This is a genomic window from Sphingomonas sp. Leaf4 (assembly GCF_920939515.1).
GTDB lineage: Bacteria > Pseudomonadota > Alphaproteobacteria > Sphingomonadales > Sphingomonadaceae > Sphingomonas.
This window is the reverse complement of the sequence record NZ_CAKLBB010000004.1, coordinates 51949-71009: the sequence shown is the minus strand read 5'-3', so window position 1 is coordinate 71009 and position 19061 is coordinate 51949. Positions and strand designations below refer to the sequence as shown.

The 19061-nt window shown below is 69.6% G+C and carries 16 protein-coding genes; 6 read left to right on the top strand and 10 right to left on the bottom strand.

Annotated features, from left to right (window positions below; translation table 11 throughout):
• Positions 1-24: 24 nt before the first annotated feature.
• The 6 genes from LRA89_RS06905 to LRA89_RS06880 are packed head-to-tail and all read right to left on the bottom strand — an operon-like array spanning position 25 to position 5940.
• Positions 25-909, bottom strand: a complete 885-nt coding sequence (locus tag LRA89_RS06905) for an RDD family protein (RefSeq protein WP_230769559.1) — start codon at positions 907-909, stop codon at positions 25-27.
• Positions 896-1888 carry a stage II sporulation protein M gene (locus LRA89_RS06900; RefSeq protein ID WP_230769558.1) on the bottom strand — a complete coding sequence of 331 codons (993 nt, stop codon included), beginning with the start codon at positions 1886-1888 and terminating at the stop codon, positions 896-898. Before LRA89_RS06900 ends, LRA89_RS06905 begins: the two co-directional genes overlap by 14 nt.
• Positions 1885-3111, bottom strand: a complete 1227-nt coding sequence (locus LRA89_RS06895) for a DUF58 domain-containing protein (RefSeq protein ID WP_230769557.1) — start codon at positions 3109-3111, stop codon at positions 1885-1887. Before LRA89_RS06895 ends, LRA89_RS06900 begins: the two co-directional genes overlap by 4 nt.
• Positions 3108-4064 carry an AAA family ATPase gene (locus LRA89_RS06890; protein WP_230769556.1) on the bottom strand — a complete coding sequence of 319 codons (957 nt, stop codon included), beginning with the start codon at positions 4062-4064 and terminating at the stop codon, positions 3108-3110. The genes LRA89_RS06895 and LRA89_RS06890 overlap by 4 nt, the downstream gene beginning before the upstream one ends.
• Positions 4061-5269 (bottom strand): hypothetical protein, encoded by a 1209-nt coding sequence (locus LRA89_RS06885; protein WP_230769555.1) that lies wholly within the window; start codon positions 5267-5269, stop codon positions 4061-4063. The genes LRA89_RS06890 and LRA89_RS06885 overlap by 4 nt, the downstream gene beginning before the upstream one ends.
• Entirely contained in the window at positions 5266-5940 is a 675-nt protein-coding gene (locus LRA89_RS06880; protein ID WP_230769554.1) for a hypothetical protein, read from the bottom strand. Before LRA89_RS06880 ends, LRA89_RS06885 begins: the two co-directional genes overlap by 4 nt.
• Before the next feature lie 126 nt (positions 5941-6066).
• Here LRA89_RS06880 and LRA89_RS06875 point away from each other — a divergent pair, with 126 nt between their 5' ends.
• The 4 genes from LRA89_RS06875 to LRA89_RS06860 all read left to right on the top strand — a co-directional run bounded on the left by LRA89_RS06875 (position 6067) and on the right by LRA89_RS06860 (position 10284).
• Complete coding sequence (locus tag LRA89_RS06875) at positions 6067-6930, top strand: hypothetical protein (RefSeq protein WP_230769553.1); 864 nt, start codon at positions 6067-6069, stop codon at positions 6928-6930.
• Between the two features lie 43 nt (positions 6931-6973).
• Positions 6974-8380: an amidohydrolase gene (locus LRA89_RS06870; RefSeq protein ID WP_230769766.1), complete on the top strand. Its 1407-nt coding sequence runs from the start codon at positions 6974-6976 to the stop codon at positions 8378-8380.
• Entirely contained in the window at positions 8377-9681 is a 1305-nt protein-coding gene (locus LRA89_RS06865) for an amidohydrolase family protein (RefSeq protein WP_230769552.1), read from the top strand. Before LRA89_RS06870 ends, LRA89_RS06865 begins: the two co-directional genes overlap by 4 nt.
• 252 nt (positions 9682-9933) lie before the next feature.
• The gene (locus tag LRA89_RS06860; protein ID WP_156349116.1) at positions 9934-10284 is read left to right on the top strand and encodes a hypothetical protein; all 351 of its coding nucleotides are present in this window, start codon (positions 9934-9936) and stop codon (positions 10282-10284) included.
• Positions 10285-10326: 42 nt separating this feature from the next.
• On the opposite strand, the gene LRA89_RS06855 is transcribed toward LRA89_RS06860, so the two are convergent.
• The 4 genes from LRA89_RS06855 to LRA89_RS06840 all read right to left on the bottom strand — a co-directional run bounded on the left by LRA89_RS06855 (position 10327) and on the right by LRA89_RS06840 (position 16068).
• Positions 10327-11256, bottom strand: a complete 930-nt coding sequence (locus LRA89_RS06855; protein WP_055760495.1) for a glutaminase — start codon at positions 11254-11256, stop codon at positions 10327-10329.
• A gap of 123 nt (positions 11257-11379) precedes the next feature.
• Entirely contained in the window at positions 11380-12504 is a 1125-nt protein-coding gene (locus LRA89_RS06850) for a GDSL-type esterase/lipase family protein (protein WP_230769551.1), read from the bottom strand.
• A gap of 120 nt (positions 12505-12624) precedes the next feature.
• Positions 12625-15195 (bottom strand): DNA mismatch repair protein MutS, encoded by a 2571-nt coding sequence (gene mutS / locus LRA89_RS06845; RefSeq protein WP_230769765.1) that lies wholly within the window; start codon positions 15193-15195, stop codon positions 12625-12627.
• A 405-nt stretch (positions 15196-15600) separates the two neighbouring features.
• Positions 15601-16068, bottom strand: a complete 468-nt coding sequence (locus LRA89_RS06840) for an Lrp/AsnC family transcriptional regulator (protein ID WP_055759392.1) — start codon at positions 16066-16068, stop codon at positions 15601-15603.
• 177 nt (positions 16069-16245) lie between these two features.
• On the opposite strand from LRA89_RS06840, the gene LRA89_RS06835 reads away from it, so the two are divergent.
• Positions 16246-17970 (top strand): histidine kinase dimerization/phospho-acceptor domain-containing protein, encoded by a 1725-nt coding sequence (locus LRA89_RS06835; protein ID WP_230769550.1) that lies wholly within the window; start codon positions 16246-16248, stop codon positions 17968-17970.
• Positions 17967-18959: a polysaccharide deacetylase family protein gene (locus LRA89_RS06830; protein ID WP_056497977.1), complete on the top strand. Its 993-nt coding sequence runs from the start codon at positions 17967-17969 to the stop codon at positions 18957-18959. The genes LRA89_RS06835 and LRA89_RS06830 overlap by 4 nt, the downstream gene beginning before the upstream one ends.
• Positions 18960-19061 lie beyond the last annotated feature (102 nt).

Sequence of the window (19061 nt, the reverse complement as noted above, 5' to 3'; positions counted from 1 at the left end):
CCCGCCAGCGACCGCACGCCACCCTCACCGATCGAACTTGTCGACCTTCCGCTTCCCGAACAGCAGCTTGCGCTCCAGATGCCCGCGCAACGCCCCGTAATAGGCCTCCAGAAACGCCAGATCGGCCCGGTCATCCCCCCGCCCGAGCTTGCGCCGGATAGCGCTCGCCACCTGATACAGGTCGTCGCGGTCGCCCCGCCGCAATACTTCCTCCAGCCGTTGCAACTCGAACGCACCATAGGCGTCGAGATCGGCCGCGCTGAACGGCGCGATCCGCGCGCGCTCGCTTGCGTGCGCCGTCTCGATCAACAGGTCCTCGCCCAGTTTGCGCACCTCGCGCTCGACCACCCATGTGCCCGCGATCAGGTCGCCGGCGCGCATCCGGTCGCGGTTGAACAGCGGGAACAACAGGAAGATCGCCGCCCAGCCGAACCCCAGCACGGCGGTCCATTTGTCGGCCATCCCCTCCGCATTGGCAAAGGCGAGGAAGGTCAGCGGCAGGAACACCTCGATCTCGCGCAGCAGGTTGCGCGCCAGCACCGCCGCCCCGGTCAGCCGCGCGCCGTCGCGCGACACCACGCGCAGCTTCATCATCCGCTTGCCCGGCGTCGCCGCGCGCCGTCCCGCCTCGAAGCCCACGAAATAGAAGTTGCGCAGGCAGAAATAGCCGAGCAGCCAGATGATCTGATAGGCCGAGGTCGCACCATGCGCCCCGCCGCCGATCGCCGCCCAGAAGATCAGCAGCGACGCGCCGATCAGCAGCACCAGCATGAGGAGCGTGTCGATAACGAACGCTCCCGCGCGCGCCCCGCCCGATCCCAGCCGGATGGTCAGCGGTACGCCTTCGGGCGTCACCAGTTGCCGCACCAGCGTGCGCGGCGGGCGGGGCGGGCGCTTACGCCTGGCCACGCCGGCCGCCGAAGGTGAAATACAGCGTCCACAGCATCAGCATCGCCGCCCCGATCGCAAGGCGCGCGGTATCGTCGCGCACCAGTTGCCGGGCGAATCCTTCGAGCAGCCCGGCGATCAGCAGCATCAGGATGACGCCGATCATCACGATCGCCGCGCGCCGCCCGGCCTGTGCCGCCGCCGCCATCCGCGACGCCTCGCCCGGAAAGGCAACCGCGCGCCCGATATGGATGCCCGCCGCGCTCGCCAGCGCGATCGCGGCCAGTTCGGTCGTGCCATGGATCATCAGCCACGCGAACAGACCCCAGCCCAATCCATGCGGCACGAACGCGGCGAACAGCGCGCCGCCGGTCGCGCCATTCTGCACCAGCAGGATCATCGTCGGGATGCCGAACGCAAAGCCCAATGCAAAGCCGAGGATCGCGACCTGCGAATTATGGGTGAACAAGGTGGTGGCGAACACTTCCAGCCCGCCATTGCGCGGTTCGCCGTACAGCGATTCGCGCAATGTCGCGGCACTCGCGCCCATGTCGCGCCCCTGCGCCAGTTCGCCTGGGATCATCGCGCTGAACCACGCCGGGTCGCTGCGCACTAGATGATAGCCGGCAACGGCGCTGAGCAACAGCAACGCGGTGGCCAGCAACACTTCCCACCGGATCGCCCGCACCGCGCGCGGCCAGTCGCGCGCGAAGAAGTCGACCACCTGTCGCCCCCATGGCTCGCGCGCGCCGTAGAGGATGAAATAGGCTCGCGTCGACAATGCCTCCAGATACGCGACCAGCGATGCGTCGAGCGAGGTCGAGCGCGCCACCGACAGCGCCGACAGCGTCGCGCGGTACAGCCGGGGCAGGTCGATCAGGTCGGCGTCGGACAATCGGCGCGGCGACTGTTTCTCGACCCGGTCGAGCAGTTCCTCCAGCCGGGCCCAGTCGCCCTCGCGCTCGGCGCGGAAATGGCGTGCGGCGAACATCACGCTCATTTGCCGCGCTCCCGGTGCGAAACATACCGCTCGACCAGCGACAGCGCCATCGCGTCCGCCACCGTCTCGATCACCTCGACCCCCATTCGCCGCAGCCGCTCGATCACGATCGCGCGGTCGCGCAGCAGCATGTGCGCGACGTTCGCGCGCACCAGATCGTCGGCCTGTTCCGGCACGGCACCCTGCATCGCCTCCAGTTCGGTATCGCGCAGCAGCACGAACAACAGCCGGTGGCGTTTCAGCATCCGCGCGGCGGCGGCCAGCATCAGTTCGGCGCTGGTCGGGTCGGTGAATTCGGTGAACAGCACGATCAGCGCGCGCCGGTCGAGCTTGGTGTCGAGCGTGACGAGGCCGAGCGTGTAATTGCTCTCCTCGGTGCCATAGTCGATGTCCGCCGCCGCGCGGTGGAGTGCTGCGAAGCCGCGCGCGCCGGTCACGCTGCCGCTGTCGACCTGCGGTCGCGCGCCGAACGAGAACAGCCGCACCCGGTCGCCCGATTTCAGCGCGACGAACGCGGCGAGCAACGCCGCCGACACCGCCCGGTCGACGCGGGGCAGGTCGCCCACCGGATCGCTCATCGACCGTCCGGCATCGATCGCGAACACGATCATATTGTCGCGCTCGGTATGGAATTCGCGCGCCAGCAGCGATGCGTGGCGCGCCGACGCCTTCCAGTCGATCGCGCGGCGTTCCATGCCGGGCTGGAACTCGGTCAGCACCTGGAAATCCTGCCCGTCGCCATGGTCGCGGCGGATGCGCTGGCCGCTGGTCACGCTGTTGAGGAACTGGCGCATCCCCTGATCGCGCACCGGGCGGATGTCGGGCAGGATCACGCTCGACGCTTGCGCCCTGTCGCTGGTCTGCCGCCACGCGAGCCCCATCGGCCCGGCCCGCCTGCGCCACACCCGCGTCAGCGTCGCCCGCCCGCGCCGCACCGCGCGATAGGTGCCCGGCGCGATCCGTTCGAGCGGCCCGTCGATCCGCAAGGCATGGGCATCGTCGTGCAGCCGCACCTCCTCGCCCACGTTCAGCGTCGCGGGCATCGCCACGCCGCCCTTGTCGCGCGCGCGCGCCAGCAGCGCATCGGCGACGATCAGCAGCAGCAGCGCGCCGATCCACACCGGCGCGACGATCCACGCCGCCGGTTTCAGGACGCCCAGCGCCAGCCCGACCGGCGCGGCGAGCGCGGTCAACTGGATGGCGCGGGGCGTCGGCAGGATCACCGCGGCGCGTCCACCGACGCGATCAGGCTGGCGACGACATCGTCGACCAAGCGGCCGTCGATCTCGGCGCTGGGCGACAGGATCAACCGGTGGCGCAGCAGGGCAGGGGCCAGCGCCTTCACATCGTCGGGCAGCACGTAATCGCGCCCGTCGAGCGCCGCCGCCGCGCGCGATGCCGCCGCCAGCGCCGCCGCCGCGCGCGGCGACGCCCCCGACGACAGATCGCCGTGATCGCGCGTCGCGCGCACCAGCCGCACGATATAATCGATCACGTCGCCGACCAGCCGTACCCCGCCCACCGTGTCGATCGTCGCGGCGATGGCACCTGCGTCGGCGACCTGCTCGACGCCCGAATCCTGCGGGGCGGGGGTGCCGGTGCGCGTGCCGTACTGCGCCACGATCGCGCGTTCGGCCTCGGCGGTGGGCCAGCCGATCGTGATCTTGAACAGGAACCGGTCGAGCTGCGCCTCGGGCAGCGGATAGACGCCCTGCTGCTCGATCGGGTTCTGCGTCGCGACGACGGTGAAGCGGTCGGACAGATGCTCGGTCCGCCCGTCGATCGTGATCCGCCGCTCCTGCATCGCCTCCAGCAGCGCCGCCTGCGTCTTGGGCGGGGTGCGGTTGATCTCGTCGGCAAGCAGCAGTTCGCAGAACACCGGCCCCCGCGTCAGCGCGAATTGCGACGTCTGGAAATTGAACAGGTTCGATCCGATGATGTCGCCCGGCATCAGGTCGGGCGTGAACTGGATACGCCCGAAATCGAGCCCCAGCGTCCGCGCGAAACTCTGCGCCAGCAGCGTCTTGGCGGTCCCCGGCGGCCCCTCCAACAATACATGCCCGGCGGAAAACAGCGCGATGGTCAGCAGCCGCACCGCCGCTGCCTGCCCCACCACCGCCCGGGCGATCTGTTCCTCGATCGCGCGCCCCAGCGCGCGTACGTCGTCCAGCGTCATGCGCCTGCTTCCTTTTTCCATGCGTGGAGCGCGCGTGCCGCCGCCAGCGCTTCCGGTTCGGTTCGGGCGGCACGCAGCCGCCGGTCGATGTCGCCATAGCCGGGATGCACCCGTTCGAGCGTCGCGGCATCCGCACCGCCCAGCGCCAGCGAACGCGCGATCGTCTCGATCATCAGGTCGGCATAGCGCGGCCCGGCGTGGCGGGTGCGCCCCGCCAATCGCGTCAGCGACACGATATTGTCGACCAGCGCGCGCTTGCCCGGCGGCACCGCCCGGCGCTCGCGCGCGGGTGGGCCGAAACGTCGCGCGGTCGCGATGCCGGCAAGGATCGCCGCGACGATCAACGCCAGCGTCACGCCCAGGAACGGCGGCAGGAACAGCAGTTTCACCAGATTGCGATTGCCCGCCGCATAATGCAGCGTCCGGTCGAACCGCGCCCGTCCGCCGTGTTCGGGATCGATCGCGCGCAACATCGCCAGTGCCGCGCGCGCGTTGCGTTCGTCGGCCAGCGCGCGGTTGTTGACGGTATCGGCATCGGCCAGCACGAAGGTGTCGCTGCTGCCGATCTGCCCCAGCACCGCCGCGCCATCGCGCGCGCCGATCAGCGGGGTGATGGTCTCGCCCTTCACCGCGTCGACCAGCCGGTCGGGCATCGCGAACGGGCGCAGTCCGGCATAGGCCGTATCGGCCATCGGCCCGGTGTCGCCCACTTCCTCGCCATGCCCCTCGACGCTGGCCGGGATGAGCGGGAGCGTGCGGAAACTGCCGACCGGCCCGGTCCGCTCGACCCGCCCGCCGCCCAGCGGGATTTTTGCGACGTCCCATTTAGGCAGGATCAGCAAGGTCGGATAGCGATCGGGCGTGCCCTCTGCTTCCTCGTTGGCCATGTCGGCCAATTCGATGCGGTGGTCGATGATCGCCTTGACCGCCTGCGGACCGGTCGTCCCGGTCGGCGTCAGGATCAGGATGCCGGGCGTGCCGATCGGATCGCCGTCGTCGGCCGCCGCCGGTTGTACCGCATCGACCAGCCGCTGGAACGCATGATAGCCCGCGCCATCCTTGCGATCGGCGGCGGGCGCGTCGCCCACCACCCGCGATACTTCGTCGCCGAACCCCGACAACAGGATCGCCGACAGCATCAGCAACGCGCCGCCGATCACGAGGATCAGCACCGTCCGCGTCGAGAAGGGCGACGGCTGGCTCATGCCCGCCGCCCCAGCGCAAAGCCGGCATAGTCCTCGCGCGCCCGCCGCCAGTCGGCCTCGCCCAGTTCGGCCCCGCCGAACAGGCTGCGCTCGACCGCCGCGACGATCCCGGCGAACACCCCGCGCGCATGGGCCGGCAGCGCGTCGGCGCGGGCGATGTCGCGGCTGGTATCGGCCACGCGCACCACGTCGCCGCGCCACGCGACGATGTCGTCGATGCTGCGGAACAGCAGCAGGTGGACCGCCTCGCCATAGCGTCCCGCCGCCGCCAGCGCGTCGGCGTCCTCCAGCAACGCGCGCGCGCTGCCCTCGTCCGGGGTCCAGCCCGGTTCCTCGACCGTCTCCTTGCGCCCGAACCATGCGGCGAACCAGTCGCGCAGCCCCGGCACCAGCGCCACGACCAGCGCGATCGCGATCAGCGCCAGCACGCCGTACAGCAGCACGCGCCACCCGCCGCCGACCCATTCGACGAACCGCCCGATGCCGCGCAGCACCGCTTCCAGCCAGGCGGGCGCCGGCTCGCGCGGCGGCACGACTTTCTCGGGCAGGTCGAACTGGATCGAGCGATCGGCGCGGATCGATTTCCACGCGGCGGCCACGCGGTCGCCGTCGATCGGCGGTGGTGCCGCGCTCGCTTGCGCCGTCTGCTCCACCACCCGACCCCGCGTCACGCCCGTCCCCCGGCACGCCCGTCGTGGCGTCGCGCCGGTTGGAGCAAATCGGCGATTTACATGCAACGCTTTTCGTTTCACCCTTTACGAAACGCCGGGGGGCTGGCGGATGTTTAGGGGGTGCCGATGGCGACGACGATTACGTTGATTTTGCTTGCGCTCCTGCCGCTCCTGACCCTGCTGGCTTGCGCAGTGATCCTGTTCGCGGCTTGGCGCGAGGGGCGGCGCTCGCCTTACGCCTTCGGCATCGGTCGCGTACTGTCGAACAGCTTCACCGCGATCGGCGGCGCGCCGCTCGCCTTTCTCGCGGTCGCGGTGGTGCTGAGCGCAATCCCCGGCGCGTTCGTCACCTCGCAGGTCACGACGATGACCGCGATGGCCGGCCGGTCGCCGCAGGTGATCGAGGCGATGGCCGGGCGATGGACGACCACCTATGGCGGCATTTTTCTGGTCCGGCTGCTGCTCTGGCCGCTGGGGCAGGTGCTGCTGACGCTGCTCGCGCTCGACACGCTGGCCTGCCGCACGCCCGACATCCGCGCCTCCGCTGGCCGGGCGCTGCGCGTGTGGCCGTTCGCCATCGCGCTGGCGATCCTCTCGTGGATCGGCGTAATCATCGGCTTGCTGCTGCTGGTCGTGCCGGGCATCGTGCTGGCGCTCAACTGGTTCGTCACCTTGCCGGTCCTCGCCGCCGAACGCCGCGGCATCCTCGCCAGCTTCAGCCGCTCGACCCACCTGCTGCGCGGCATGCGCTGGCGACTGGTGGTACTGCTGCTGGTAATGGCGGTGTTGTGGTTCGTCGTGGCGATGGTCGGCGGCGTGTTGCAGATCGCAGTCGCTGGACAGGCACCGTGGCTGCTGATCGTTACCAGCGTCATCGGCAACACGCTCTCGGGCATGATCCTCCCCGCCGGCGTCGCGGCGGTCTATCACGAGGCGCTGGTCGCCAAGGAAGGCTCGGCGGGCGAGGCGCTCGCCGACGTCTTCGCATGAGACATCAGAACAAAGGGGTATCCGCGTGATCCGAACATTGACGATGCTGGCGCTGGCGGCGGGGCTCGCCGCCTGCGCCGATGCGGACGGCCGCGACACGCGCTCGGCCGGGGCCGATGCGCCGGGCAAGGGGCCGGGCGCGGGCAAGGGCTATGACCACGACCCGTATCCCTCGACCTATCGCCCCTATGGCGGCCAGCCGACGCTCGTCACCAACGTGACGATCCTCGATGGCGAGGGCGGGCGGATCAACGACGGATCGGTGCTGTTCCGTGACGGCAAGATCGTCGAGGTCGGACAGGCGATCGCCCCGGCCGCCGGCGTGACCGTGATCGACGGGCAGGGCAAATGGGTGACGCCCGGCATCATCGACGTCCACAGCCACCTGGGCGACTATCCCAGCCCCGGCGTCGATGCGCACAGCGACGGCAACGAGATGACCGGCCCCGTCACCGCCGAGGTATGGGCCGAACACAGCGTCTGGCCGCAGGACCCGGGTTTCGCCCGCGCGCTGACCAACGGCGGCGTGACGACGCTCCAGATTCTCCCCGGCTCGGCGAACCTGATGGGCGGCCGCTCGGTCACGCTCAAGAACGTCTATGGCCGCACGATGCAGGCGATGAAGTTCCCGCAAGCGCCCTACGGCCTGAAGATGGCGTGCGGCGAAAATCCCAAGCGCGTCTATGGGTCAAAGGGGCGGATGCCCTCGACCCGCATGGGCAATATCGCGGTCGACCGCGCGACATGGCTGCGCGCGAAGGATTACGACCGCAAATGGGACAAATATGAAAAGGACGGCGGCGACGAAGCCCCGACCCGCGACATCGCGATGGACACGTTGCGCGGCGTGCTCGACGGCGAAATCCTCGTCCACAACCATTGCTACCGTGCCGATGAAATGGCCATCGTCATGGATATGGCGCAGGAAATGGGCTACAAGGTCACGGCCTTCCACCACGCCGTCGAAAGCTACAAGATCGCCGATCTGCTAAAGGCGCGCGGCGTCTGTTCGGCGGTGTGGGCCGACTGGTACGGCTTCAAGATGGAAAGCTACGACGCGGTCGGCGAGAACCTCGCGATCCTCGACCGGCAGGGTGCCTGCGCGATGATCCATTCCGACGACGCGAACGGCATCCAGCGGCTCAACCAGGAAGTGGCCAAGGTCATCGCCTCCGCCCGCCGCGCCGGCATCGCGGTGACGCCCGAACATGCGTGGACATGGCTCGGCATCAATCCGGCCCGCGCGCTCGGCATCGACCGCGTCACCGGCTCGCTCAAGGCGGGCAAGATGGCCGATGTCGTGCTGTGGAACGGCGATCCGTTCAGCGTCTACACCCGCCCCGAAAAGGTCTGGGTCGACGGCGCGCTGCTCTATGACGCCAACAACCCCCGGCTGCGCCCGGTATCCGATTTCGAACTTGGCCAGCCCGGCGAAGGGGACGTGAAGTGAAGCGCCTGATCCTCGCCGCCGCCGCGCTCCTCGGCTCCACCGCTGTCCCGGCACTCGCGCAGGACGTGGTCGTCACCAACGCGAAGCTGGTGATCGGTGACGGCTCCGCGACGATCGAGAACGGCACCGTCGTCGTGCGCGGCGGCCGCGTCGTCGCCGCCGGACGCATCGTACCGCCGGCCGGCGCGCGCAGCATCGATGCCGGTGGCCGCTATGTGACGCCGGGCATCGTCGCCGGCTTCACGCGCCTTGGCATCGTCGAGGTCGACGGCGTGTCGGCGACCAACGACGCCTCGGCTTCGGGCAGCGTGTTCAACGCCGGGCTCGACGTCACCGCCGGCCTCAACCCGCGCGCCACCCCGATCGCGATCAACCGCGCCGAAGGGCTGACCCGCGCGATCGTCGCGCCCGACAACGGCCAGTCGATCTTCGCGGGGCAGGGCGCGGTCATCGATCTCGGCAACGACATGGACGCCGTCACCCGCCCGCGCGCCTTCCAGTTCATGGAATGGGGCGAGGCCGGCGCGCGCGCGGCGGGCGGCAGCCGCCCGGCGGCGATGGCGATGTTCCGCAACGCGCTGTTCGAGGCGCAGGCATACGGCCGCAACCCCGCCAGCTTCGCCGATCGCGGCAAGGAGGCGCTGCTCACCCGCGCCGACGCACAGGCATTGCAGGGCGTGTTGTCGGGGCAGGTGCCGCTGCTGATCCATGTCGAACGCGCGTCGGACATTCTGGGCGTCCTTGCCCTGAAACGCGAGTTCGCCACGCTGCGCCCGGTGCTGGTCGGCGCGACCGAGGCATGGACCGTCGCCCGCGACATCGCCGCCGCCGGGGTGCCGGTGATCGCCAGCCCGCTGGCCGATCTTCCCGCAAGCTTCGAACAACTCGCCGCGACCCAGTCGAACATCGGGCGGCTGAAGGCGGCGGGCGTCACCGTGGCGATCGGCACGATCGGCGATGACGAGGCGCGGCAGGCGCGGCTGGTCAAGCAATATGCCGGCAATCTGGTCGCCCTGTCCAAGATCCCCGGCGCGGCGGGCCTCGACTGGGCATCCGCCTTCGCTACCATCAGCTCGCTACCCGCCAAGGCGATCGGAATGGGCGGCGAGATCGGCTCGCTGGAGGCCGGCCGGCGCGGCGACGTGGTGATCTGGGACGGCGATCCGCTCGAGATCGGCTCGATGCCAACGCAGGTGTTCATCGACGGCGTCGAGCAACCGCTCGTCAACCGCCAGACCCGGTTGCGCGACCGCTATCTGGTCCCGACCGAACAGGGTCTGCCCAAGGCGTATCAGCGGTAAGCCCGGTCGACTTTCAACGGTGCTGCTCCCCTCCCTGAGAAGGGAGGGGTTGGGGGTGGGTAGGCCGGTTGTGGCACGCATCGGTTTCCTTATCGGCCGACCTACCCCCCGGCCCCTCCCTTTCAGGAAGGGGAGGTGTCGCGAGCCGCTGTCGGGCTGAAGCTCTATCGGTCCTCGTTTCGGATCAGACCGACGGGAACCGGACGCCGGGTCGGCGATTGTCGTGGTCGACGATCAACTGGGGAGATGATGATGCGTGGTTTCGTGATGACGATCGCCGGATCGCTGCTGCTGGCCGCCTGTGGCCCCAGCGCGCAGGAACAGGCCGCCGCCAACGCCGCGACGCAGGCCAGCCAGCAACAGGCGCAGGAAGCCGCCGCCAAGGTCGCCGCGCTCGCCCCCGGCCAGCGCGACGGCGTGTTCATCCGTGCGATCCGCGACGCCGGCCTGCCATGTCAGGGCGTCACCGGATCGCAGCCCGGCGACAAGCCGGGAAGCTGGGTCGCGACCTGCCAGGAAGGATCGCGCCACATCATCACCTTCGGCGCGAACGGCATGGCCAATGTGACGAGCTTTACCCCGCAGCCTGCCCCGCAGCGGTAACATCCGCGTCGTTCCCGCCCGCGCGGGAACGACGCCATGCCCCTATCGCGGCTCGAACACCGACCATCCGGTGCGCTGCACCAGCCGTTCGAGCGCCAGCGTCCCCAGTTGTGAATTGCCGCGCTCGTTCAGCCCCGGCGACCACACCGCGATCGACGCCAGCCCGGGCGCGATCGCGAGGATGCCGCCGCCCACGCCACTCTTGCCCGGCAATCCCACGCGGAACGCGAACTCGCCCGATCCGTCGTAATGGCCGCAGGTCAGCATCAGTGCGTTGATCCGCCGCGCGCGCTGCGCCGACACCACCTGCCGCCCGGTCGACGGATTGACCCCGCCCGCCATCAGATAGCGCCCGGCCAGCGCCAGTTGCCGGCAACTCATCGCCAGCGCGCATTGGTGGAAATACACCCCCAGCGTCACCGGCGGATCATGGTCGAGATTGCCGAAGCTGCGCATGTAGCTCGCCAGCGCCAGATTGCGAAAGCCCGTATCCTGTTCGGCGCGGGCGACGCCCTCATCGATGAAGATGCCGTCCTCGCCCGCCACCGCGCGCACGAAGCGCAGCAACTCGCCCAGCGCCTCGCGCGGCTGATACCGGCCGAGCAATATGTCGGCGACGACGATCGCTCCGGCATTGATGAACGGATTGCGCGGGATGCCGTGTTCGCTCTCGAGCTGCACGATCGAGTTGAACGCGCTGCCCGACGGCTCGCGCCCGACCCGCTTCCACAACTGGTCCCCGACCGCGCCCAGCGCCAGCGTGAGCGCGAACACCTTCGACACCGACTGGATCGAGAAGCTCTCCTCGGCATCGCCCGCCAGATGGCATGTTCCGTCGGCCGCGATCACCGCCATCCCGAAGCGCTTCGGATCGACGGCGGCCAGCGGCGGAATATAATCGGCCGGCGTGCCCCGGTCGGGCGCGTCGGCCATCTCGGCGGCGATGTCTGCGACGATGGCGGAGAGGTTCATGGGCCGGGTGTAGGCGATCGACCTGCCACACGGGAAGCGGCCACGTCCACCGATCCGGCAGGCGAGCAATCGACGTGTCGCCCCTGCGTCACGGTTTTCCGATCGGAAACGGCGTTCGTGACGTCAACGACGATCGGGCCGCTTCCACAATGCTGGCCGGGCGTTCAGCCACGCTGTCATCCATTCCGCCAACTGCCGGTGATCGTTGCGACTGCCGTGATAGTCGCCCGCCGAATTCTCGGGCACGAAAGACGGAAGCAACGGAAACTCGATGCGCGACATGCCGGCATCGATCGCGGCGGTGCGGATCGCGGTCTGCGCCCCGGCGCTGAACTGTTTCAGTGCCGCGTCATCGCTTTTGTCCAGATCGATCCACGGCAACACCAGCGTCGCTCCGGGCGATTGCCGATGGATCGCATCGATGAGCTGCCGGTAGGCGCGGACATAGTCGCCAACCAACGCGGCCCGATCCGACCAACGCTCGCCCGGATGCAACGCCGTTCCAAAGTCGTTGAAGAGCACGATCACCACGATCATCGGATGCCATGAAGGATCGCGCCATTCCTGCGGGGCGCCCGGCAGGACGCGGGGGTAGAGCGTGGACATCGCACGCCCGGGCATGACACCTTCGAAATTTCGTACCAGCCCGATCCCGGAGATCGCGTTGATCTGATAGTCCGCGTCGATCGAACGGGCGACCATCGCCGGCCACGCCGCCGAGCTGTCGGTGCGTAACCGTACCTCTTCCTTGGTGCAGGTGCGGGTATCGGATCGGATGCCGTACCCGGTCATGCCCGAATCCCCGATGAATTCGATCTGTCGGGCACGGGGCAGGGGAGGCGGACGCACCGCCTCACTCCGCGGAACGAAAAAGCCATGGAACGTACCCGCGGAGTCGACGCTTTCCGTGATCTTGTCGAGGCGCACCCGGTGCCGCCCCGGCCCGAGGCCCCGAACGATCATCTCGACCCGCCCCGGTTGGGGCAGTCGCCGGGGCGCTGCTCCATCGACCGTCAGCCGATACTCGTTTTTGTCGTCGTCGAACTTCAGCAGCAGCCGATCGCCCGTAAAGGCCGCTTCCCAATAGATGGCCGGCCACTGGTGGCGGTAGCCGCGTGCCCCCTTTCGAGCCGACGGAACCGACGGCGAGACCGCCACCCGACCACCGACATGGGGCACCAGAGACCGTGCGTCCTGCCTTATGCTGCGATTGGTCGGGTCCGTCGTCAGCGTGACGCTGGCAGGCACCGAAGCCGCCAACAACACGCCAACTGCCCATATCAACATCGACCGCCCCCCGATGACTCTATTCCGGGACCTATATCGCTATATCCGATCGTCGTCGCGCCTCGTCGTTCCGTTGGAACATCAAACCAGCCCCTTCAACCGGTACAACGCCTCCATCGCTTCCCTCGGCGACATCGCATCCACATCGATCCCCGCCAGCGCCGCGCGCAACCCGTCGACCGGCGCTTCCTCCACCGGGGCCATCGCCGCGAACAGCGGCAGGTCGTCCAGCCCCGCCGCGATCCCGCCGGTCTTCGCCTTGCCCGCCTCCAGCTTCGCCAGCACTGCCTTGGCGCGCTGCAACGTGGCGGGCGGCAGCCCGGCCAGCCTTGCCACCGCGATGCCATAGCTGCGATCCGCCGGCCCCTCGGCCAGTTCGTGGAGCAGCACCAGATCGCCCTTCCACTCGCGGGCGCGGACATGGTGGAGCGACAGCGCCTCGCACCGCTCGGCGAGCCTCGTCAGCTCGTGATAATGCGTCGCGAACAGGCAGCGGCAGCGATTGTCCTCATGGATCGCCTCGACCACCGCCCATGCGATGGCGAGGCCGTCGTAGGTCGAGGTCCCGCGCCCCACTTCATCGAGGATCACGAACGACCGGGGCGTCGCCTGCGCGAGGATCGCCGCCGTCTCGACCATCTCGACCATGAAGGTGGAGCGTCCCCGCGCAAGGTTGTCCGACGCGCCGACCCGGCTAAACAGCCGGTCGACAAGGCCCAGCGTCGCCGAGGTCGCCGGCACGAAACTGCCCGCCTGCGCCAGCACCACGATCAGCGCGTTCTGCCGCAGGAAGGTCGACTTGCCACCCATGTTCGGCCCCGTCACCAGCCACAGCCGCGACGCAGGCGACAGGCGGCAATCGTTGGCGACGAACCGCCCGCCTGCCTTCGCGACGGCACTTTCGACCACCGGATGCCGCCCGCCGGTGATCTCCAGACAGGGGTGATCGACCAGCACCGGCCGCGCCCAGCCGCCCTCGGCCGCGCGTTCGGCCAGCGCGGTCGTCACGTCGATCCGCGCCAGCGCGTCGGCGGTCGCGGCGATCCCCTCACGGTTCGCCAGCGCGGCCTCGGTAAACGCCTCCAGATGCGCCGCCTCCGCCGCCAGCGCGTGCGCGCCGGCCTGCGTCACCTTCAGCGCCGCTTCGTGCAGGTCGGGCGCGTTGAAGCGCACCACCCCGGCCAGCGTCTGGCGGTGAGTGAAGCCGCTGTCCGCCGCCATCAGCTTCTCCGCCGCGCGCGCCGGCACTTCGACATGATAGCCGAGCACGCCATTGTGGCGGATCTTCAGCGCCGAAATCCCGGTGCTGCCACGATACTGGGCCTCCAGCGCGGCGATCGCCCGGCGTCCGCCCGCACCCGTATCGCGCAGCGCGTCGAGCGCGGCATCGAATCCTTCCGCGACATAGCCGCCCGCCGCCGCATCGATCGGCGGGGTCGGGACCAGCCCGCGCTGCAACAGGTCGATCAACTCGCCATGCCCGCGCAACCGCGGCCCCAGCGCCGCGATCAGCGGCGGCACCTCGCCGATCGCCGCCAGCCGCTGGCCCAGCGTCCACGCCGCCGCCAGTCCGTCGCGCAACTGCCCCAGATCGCGCGGAGAGCCCCGCCCGGCGGCGATCCGTCCCAGCGCCCGCCCGATGTCGGGCAGCGCGCGCAAGGCGGTGCGCAGTTCGTCGCGCAGCCCCGGCGCATCATGCGCCCAGCCGACCGCCGCATGGCGCGCCTCGATCGCGCCCCGGTCCATCAGCGGCGCGGCGATGTCGGCGGCGAGCAGCCGCGCGCCGGCCCCCGTCACCGTCCGGTCGACCTCGGCCAGCAGGCTCCCGCCGCGCGTGCCCCCCGCCGTGCGGGTGAGTTCGAGGCTCTCGCGCGTCGCCGCGTCGATCGCCATGCACGCGCCGTCCGCCGCGCACACCGGCGGGCGCAGGAACGGCAACTGCCCGCGCGCGGCATGGTCGAGATAGGCGATCAGCCCCCCCGCCGCCGCCAGCGCCGCGCGGCTGAACTGTCCGAACCCGTCGAGCGTCGCGACGCCGTGCAGCGCCTTCAGCCGCGCCTCGCCGCCCGCGCTGTCGAACCCGGCCTTGCCGCGCAGCAGCGTGGCGACCTCGGCGAAGGCCGAGGTATCGGCGGCGACGACCTCGACCGGCTGCAACCGGGCGAGTGCTGCGGTGAGGCCCGTCGCGTCGGTTTCGATCACCTCGAACCGGCCGGTCGACACGTCGGCGGCGGCGATCGCCACGCCGCCCGCCGCCTCGCCGATGGCGACGCACCAGTTGGCGGCCCGCGCGTCGAGCAGCGCCTCCTCGGTCAGCGTGCCCGCCGTCACCACCCGCACGATCGCGCGATGGACCAGTGCCTTCGATCCGCGCGCTTTCCGCGCCGCTTCGGGGCTTTCGGTCTGTTCGGCGATGGCGACACGGTGCCCAGCCTTGATGAGCCGCGCCAGATAGCCCTCGGCGCTGTGGACCGGCACGCCGCACATCGGGATCTTCGCGCCCTCATGCTCGCCCCGCGCGGTCAGCGCGATGTCGAGGGCTGCGGCGGCGACCTTCGCATCGTCATGGAACAGCTCGAAGAAATCGCCCATGCGATAAAACAGCAGACAGTCCTCGACCTCCGCCTTCAACGCCAGATATTGTGCCATCATTGGGGTGGGGGCAGGGGCCTCGCCCGCCGCAGCCTGTCTCGCCATCGCACAGGCCCTACCGGTCGAGCGGCCGCCACGCAATCGCACGCCCCGATTCGCGCGATGAGAGTGGAGCAAACGTCATACCAGCGGGTGGATCATCCCTTGGGACCAACCCGCTTCGTCACCCCGGACCTGTTCCGGGGTCCACCGCCCCGCAAACGCCGTGCCCGGGGGGCGCCCGACACCCTTCCTTCCACGGAACGCTACCGCCCCCTTGGCATGAATGTCACTAAAAACAACGCCTTGGGCAAAGCGCTGTCCTACACGACGCACCCGGCCTACCCATGGGTTCCCTTCGACCCGGAGACGCCCCTGATGCCGCCTGCACGACGCCCGCTAGTGTAAACTTTGTAAACTTTGGCCTCACCCCGCCGACACGGGAATCCCCGGCAGGGCCTTCGACGTGCGGACCGTCGGCGACGTCTTGACGCTGGCGACATTGGGCGCGGTGATGAGCTGCGTCGTCAGCATCGACTGGAAACTTTCCAGATCGGCGGCGACGATCTTCAGGATGAAGTCGATCTCGCCGTTCAGCATATGGCATTCGCGCACCTCGGGGATGGTCGCGACGTGCGCCTCGAACGCCGCAAGGTCGCTCCCCGCCTGGCTTTTCAGGCTGACGAGCGCGAAGACGGTGATGGTGAACCCCAGCAGCCGGGGGTCGAGCGCCGCGTGATAGCCGCGGATCGCCCCGGCCTCTTCCAGCGCGCGGACCCGGCGCAGGCACGGCGGCGCGGTCAGCCCAACGCGCTCGGCCAGCTCGACGTTGGTCATCCGCCCGTCTTCCTGCAACAGGGCGAGGATCTGCCGGTCGATACGATCGAATGCCATTGGTCGCGATTCCATGGATGGGAAAAGATAGAAAGCCCTGCCTACCGCATTATAAAATTACGTGAAAGCGCAATTGTCCCACATTGCGACGTGCCGATTTGGCATGTTCCGGTCGGGCGGAGAGGGCGCTAAGCAGTTGGTACGCCCATGATTCGGCGCAAGGCTGGTGACGAGTAGATGGTACACTTCGACGACAGCCTAGAAACGGTACTGGCCTCCGACCTGTCGGGGGAGGGGGCGCGCGCCTCGGCATGGCGGCAACTGGTCGACCTGATCGGTCGCGGCCGGGCAAGCCCCAATCCCCGCGCGATCGCCATGCTGGAGCGTATCCGCGACAGCGTGCCACGCACGATCCGCATGGCCAGCGCGCGCGACATCGAACACGCCGGCCCGCCGGCATCGCTGGTCGCGCTGCTCGCCACCGACACGATCGAGGTGGCGTTGCCGGTGCTGCGCAGCGCCGAGCTGTCGGTCGCCGACTGGACCGCGCTGATCCCGACGCTCGGCCCCGCCGCGCGCGGCGTGCTGCGCAACCGCCGCGACCTGCCCGTTGCCGTCCGCCTCGCGATCGACAGTTTCGGACCCGTGGACCTCGTGCTGGGCGACGACCGCGCCGACGCCGAACCGGTGGTCGAACCGCAGCCTGTGGCCTTGCCGGAACCCACCGCCGACCCGCAGCCCGTGATCGAACCGCAACCCGTGGCCAAAGCCGAACCGGTGGCACCACCGAAGCCTCCGGTCGAGCCGCAACCGTTGATCGACGCGACGGACCCGATCGCCGGACCCGACCTCGCCGGCCCGTTCAGCATCGTCGACGTCATGGCCCGGATAGTGGCGTTCGAGCGCATTCAGGACGCCGTACCCGCCCCCCGCGCGCCGCTGCCCCGGCACGACCAGTTCCGCTTCGAAACCGACGCCACCGGCATGCTTCGCTTCGTCGACGGCGTCAGCCGCGCCGCCGTGGTCGGCCTGTCGCTGGCGCTGGAGGGCGGCCCGACCATCGCCGGTTTCGACGGCGTGGCCGCCGGGGCGCTGCGCCGCCGCACCCCCTTCCGCGACGCTCGCCTGAGGGTGCTGGGCGACAGCGACGCCGGCGGCGAATGGCGCGTCTCGGGCGTGCCCGTGTTCGATCCCGCATCGGGTCGCTTCACCGGTTATCGCGGCACCGCTCGCCGCCCGCGCGGCGACGAACGCGCCGAACGCGCCGCGCCGCCTGCCACCGGCGTCGCGCAGTTGCGCCAGTTGGTCCACGAACTGCGTACCCCGGCAGGCGCGATCGCCGGCTTCGCCGAGATGATCGAGGCGCAGTTGCTGGGGCCGGTGTCGCCGGTCTACCGCGCCCGCGCGGCGGCGATCCTCGACCATTCGCGCGAACTGGTGGCGGTGATCGACGACCTCGATCTCGCTGCTCGCATTGATGGCGACGCGCTCGACCTGCGCGCCGATCGCGTCGCGTTGGGGCCGCTGTTCCAGACGATCGTCGCCGACCTGACGACATTGTGCGAGCTGCGCGGCGCGGTGCTGGAGATCGAGCCGACCGACGTCACTGTGTCGGGCGATCGTCGCGCGATCGAACGGCTGCTCGCCCGCCTGCTTGCCACGTTGGTATCGGCCAGCGCCACCGGCGAAGCGCTCTACGTGCGGATGGGGATGGAGGGCGATGGCAATGTCGCGATCGTCTTCGATCGTCCGGCGGCATTCGCCGCATGGCCCGGCGACAGCGTGTTCGACGTCGACGACAGCGAGGAGGACGCCTCGCTGCTCGGCACCGGCTTCGCGCTGCGCCTTGCCCGCAACCTCGCTAACGAACTGGGTGGTGCGCTGCTGTTCGGCAGCGCCACGCTGACGCTGCGCCTGCCCGCAGTTCAGGGCATGGAGGCCGGGCAGGTCGGCCGGCGGTGACGCCGCCGTTCCGGCCGCACGTCGACGGCCCGCCGGTCGACTGGCCGGACACCTTCGGCACCCGCTTCACCCTGTTCGTCGATACCGAAGAGGAATTCGACTGGAACGCTCCGCTGCGCCGCGACGGCTGGGGGGTGAGCGCGATGGCGGCGCTGCCGCAAGCCCACGCCCGCTTCGCGACACGCGGTGTGGAGGTCGGCTATCTCGTCGACTATCCGGTCGTCACCGAACCACTCGCGATTGATGCGATCCACGCCATTCTCGCCACTGGCCACGCGACGCTCGGCGCGCAGCTTCACCCATGGGTCAACCCGCCCTTCGCCGAGACGCTGACCCCGGCGGACAGCTTCGCCGGCAACCTGCCGCGCGAAGTGGAGGCCGCCAAGCTCGACCGCCTGACCCATGTGATCCAGACGATCAGCGGCACCCCGCCGCTGGTCTATCGCGCCGGCCGCTACGGCATCGGCCCGGCGACCCTCGCGCTGCTGGCCGAACGCGGCTACCGCATCGATAGCTCGATGCGCTCGCGCTATTGCTATGCTGCCGAGGGCGGACCTGATTTTTCGGCGATCGGCAACACCGCCTTTCGTACCGGTCCCGGCGGTGCGCTGCTCGAACTGCCGCTGACGAGCGTTTTTACCGGCCACCTGCGCCGGCGCGGCCAGCGCCTGTATCACACCGCCGGCCATGTCCCGCGCGGTCGCGGCCTGCTCGCGCGGACCGGCCTGCTCCACCGCGTCGCGCTGACTCCCGAGGACATGCCGCTCGACCACGCCTGCGAAGCGATCCGCATCGCGACCGGCGAGGGCGTCCGCCTGCTGAACCTGTCCTATCATTCGCCCAGCGTCGTGCCGGGCCACACCCCCTACGTGCGCGACGCCACCGATCTCGCAGCGTTCTGGCGGTGGTGGGACGGCGTGCTCGACCTGCTCGACCGGCGCGGCATCCGTTCGGCCTCGACGGCGGACGTGCTGGCGGCGGCGGGGTAAGTTGGTCGGGGAGACAGGATTCGAACCTGCGACATCCTGCTCCCAAAGCTGAGAAGTTTCCTACTTTTGCGCGGGTTTGATTGTAAACAAGTGCAAAAAGGG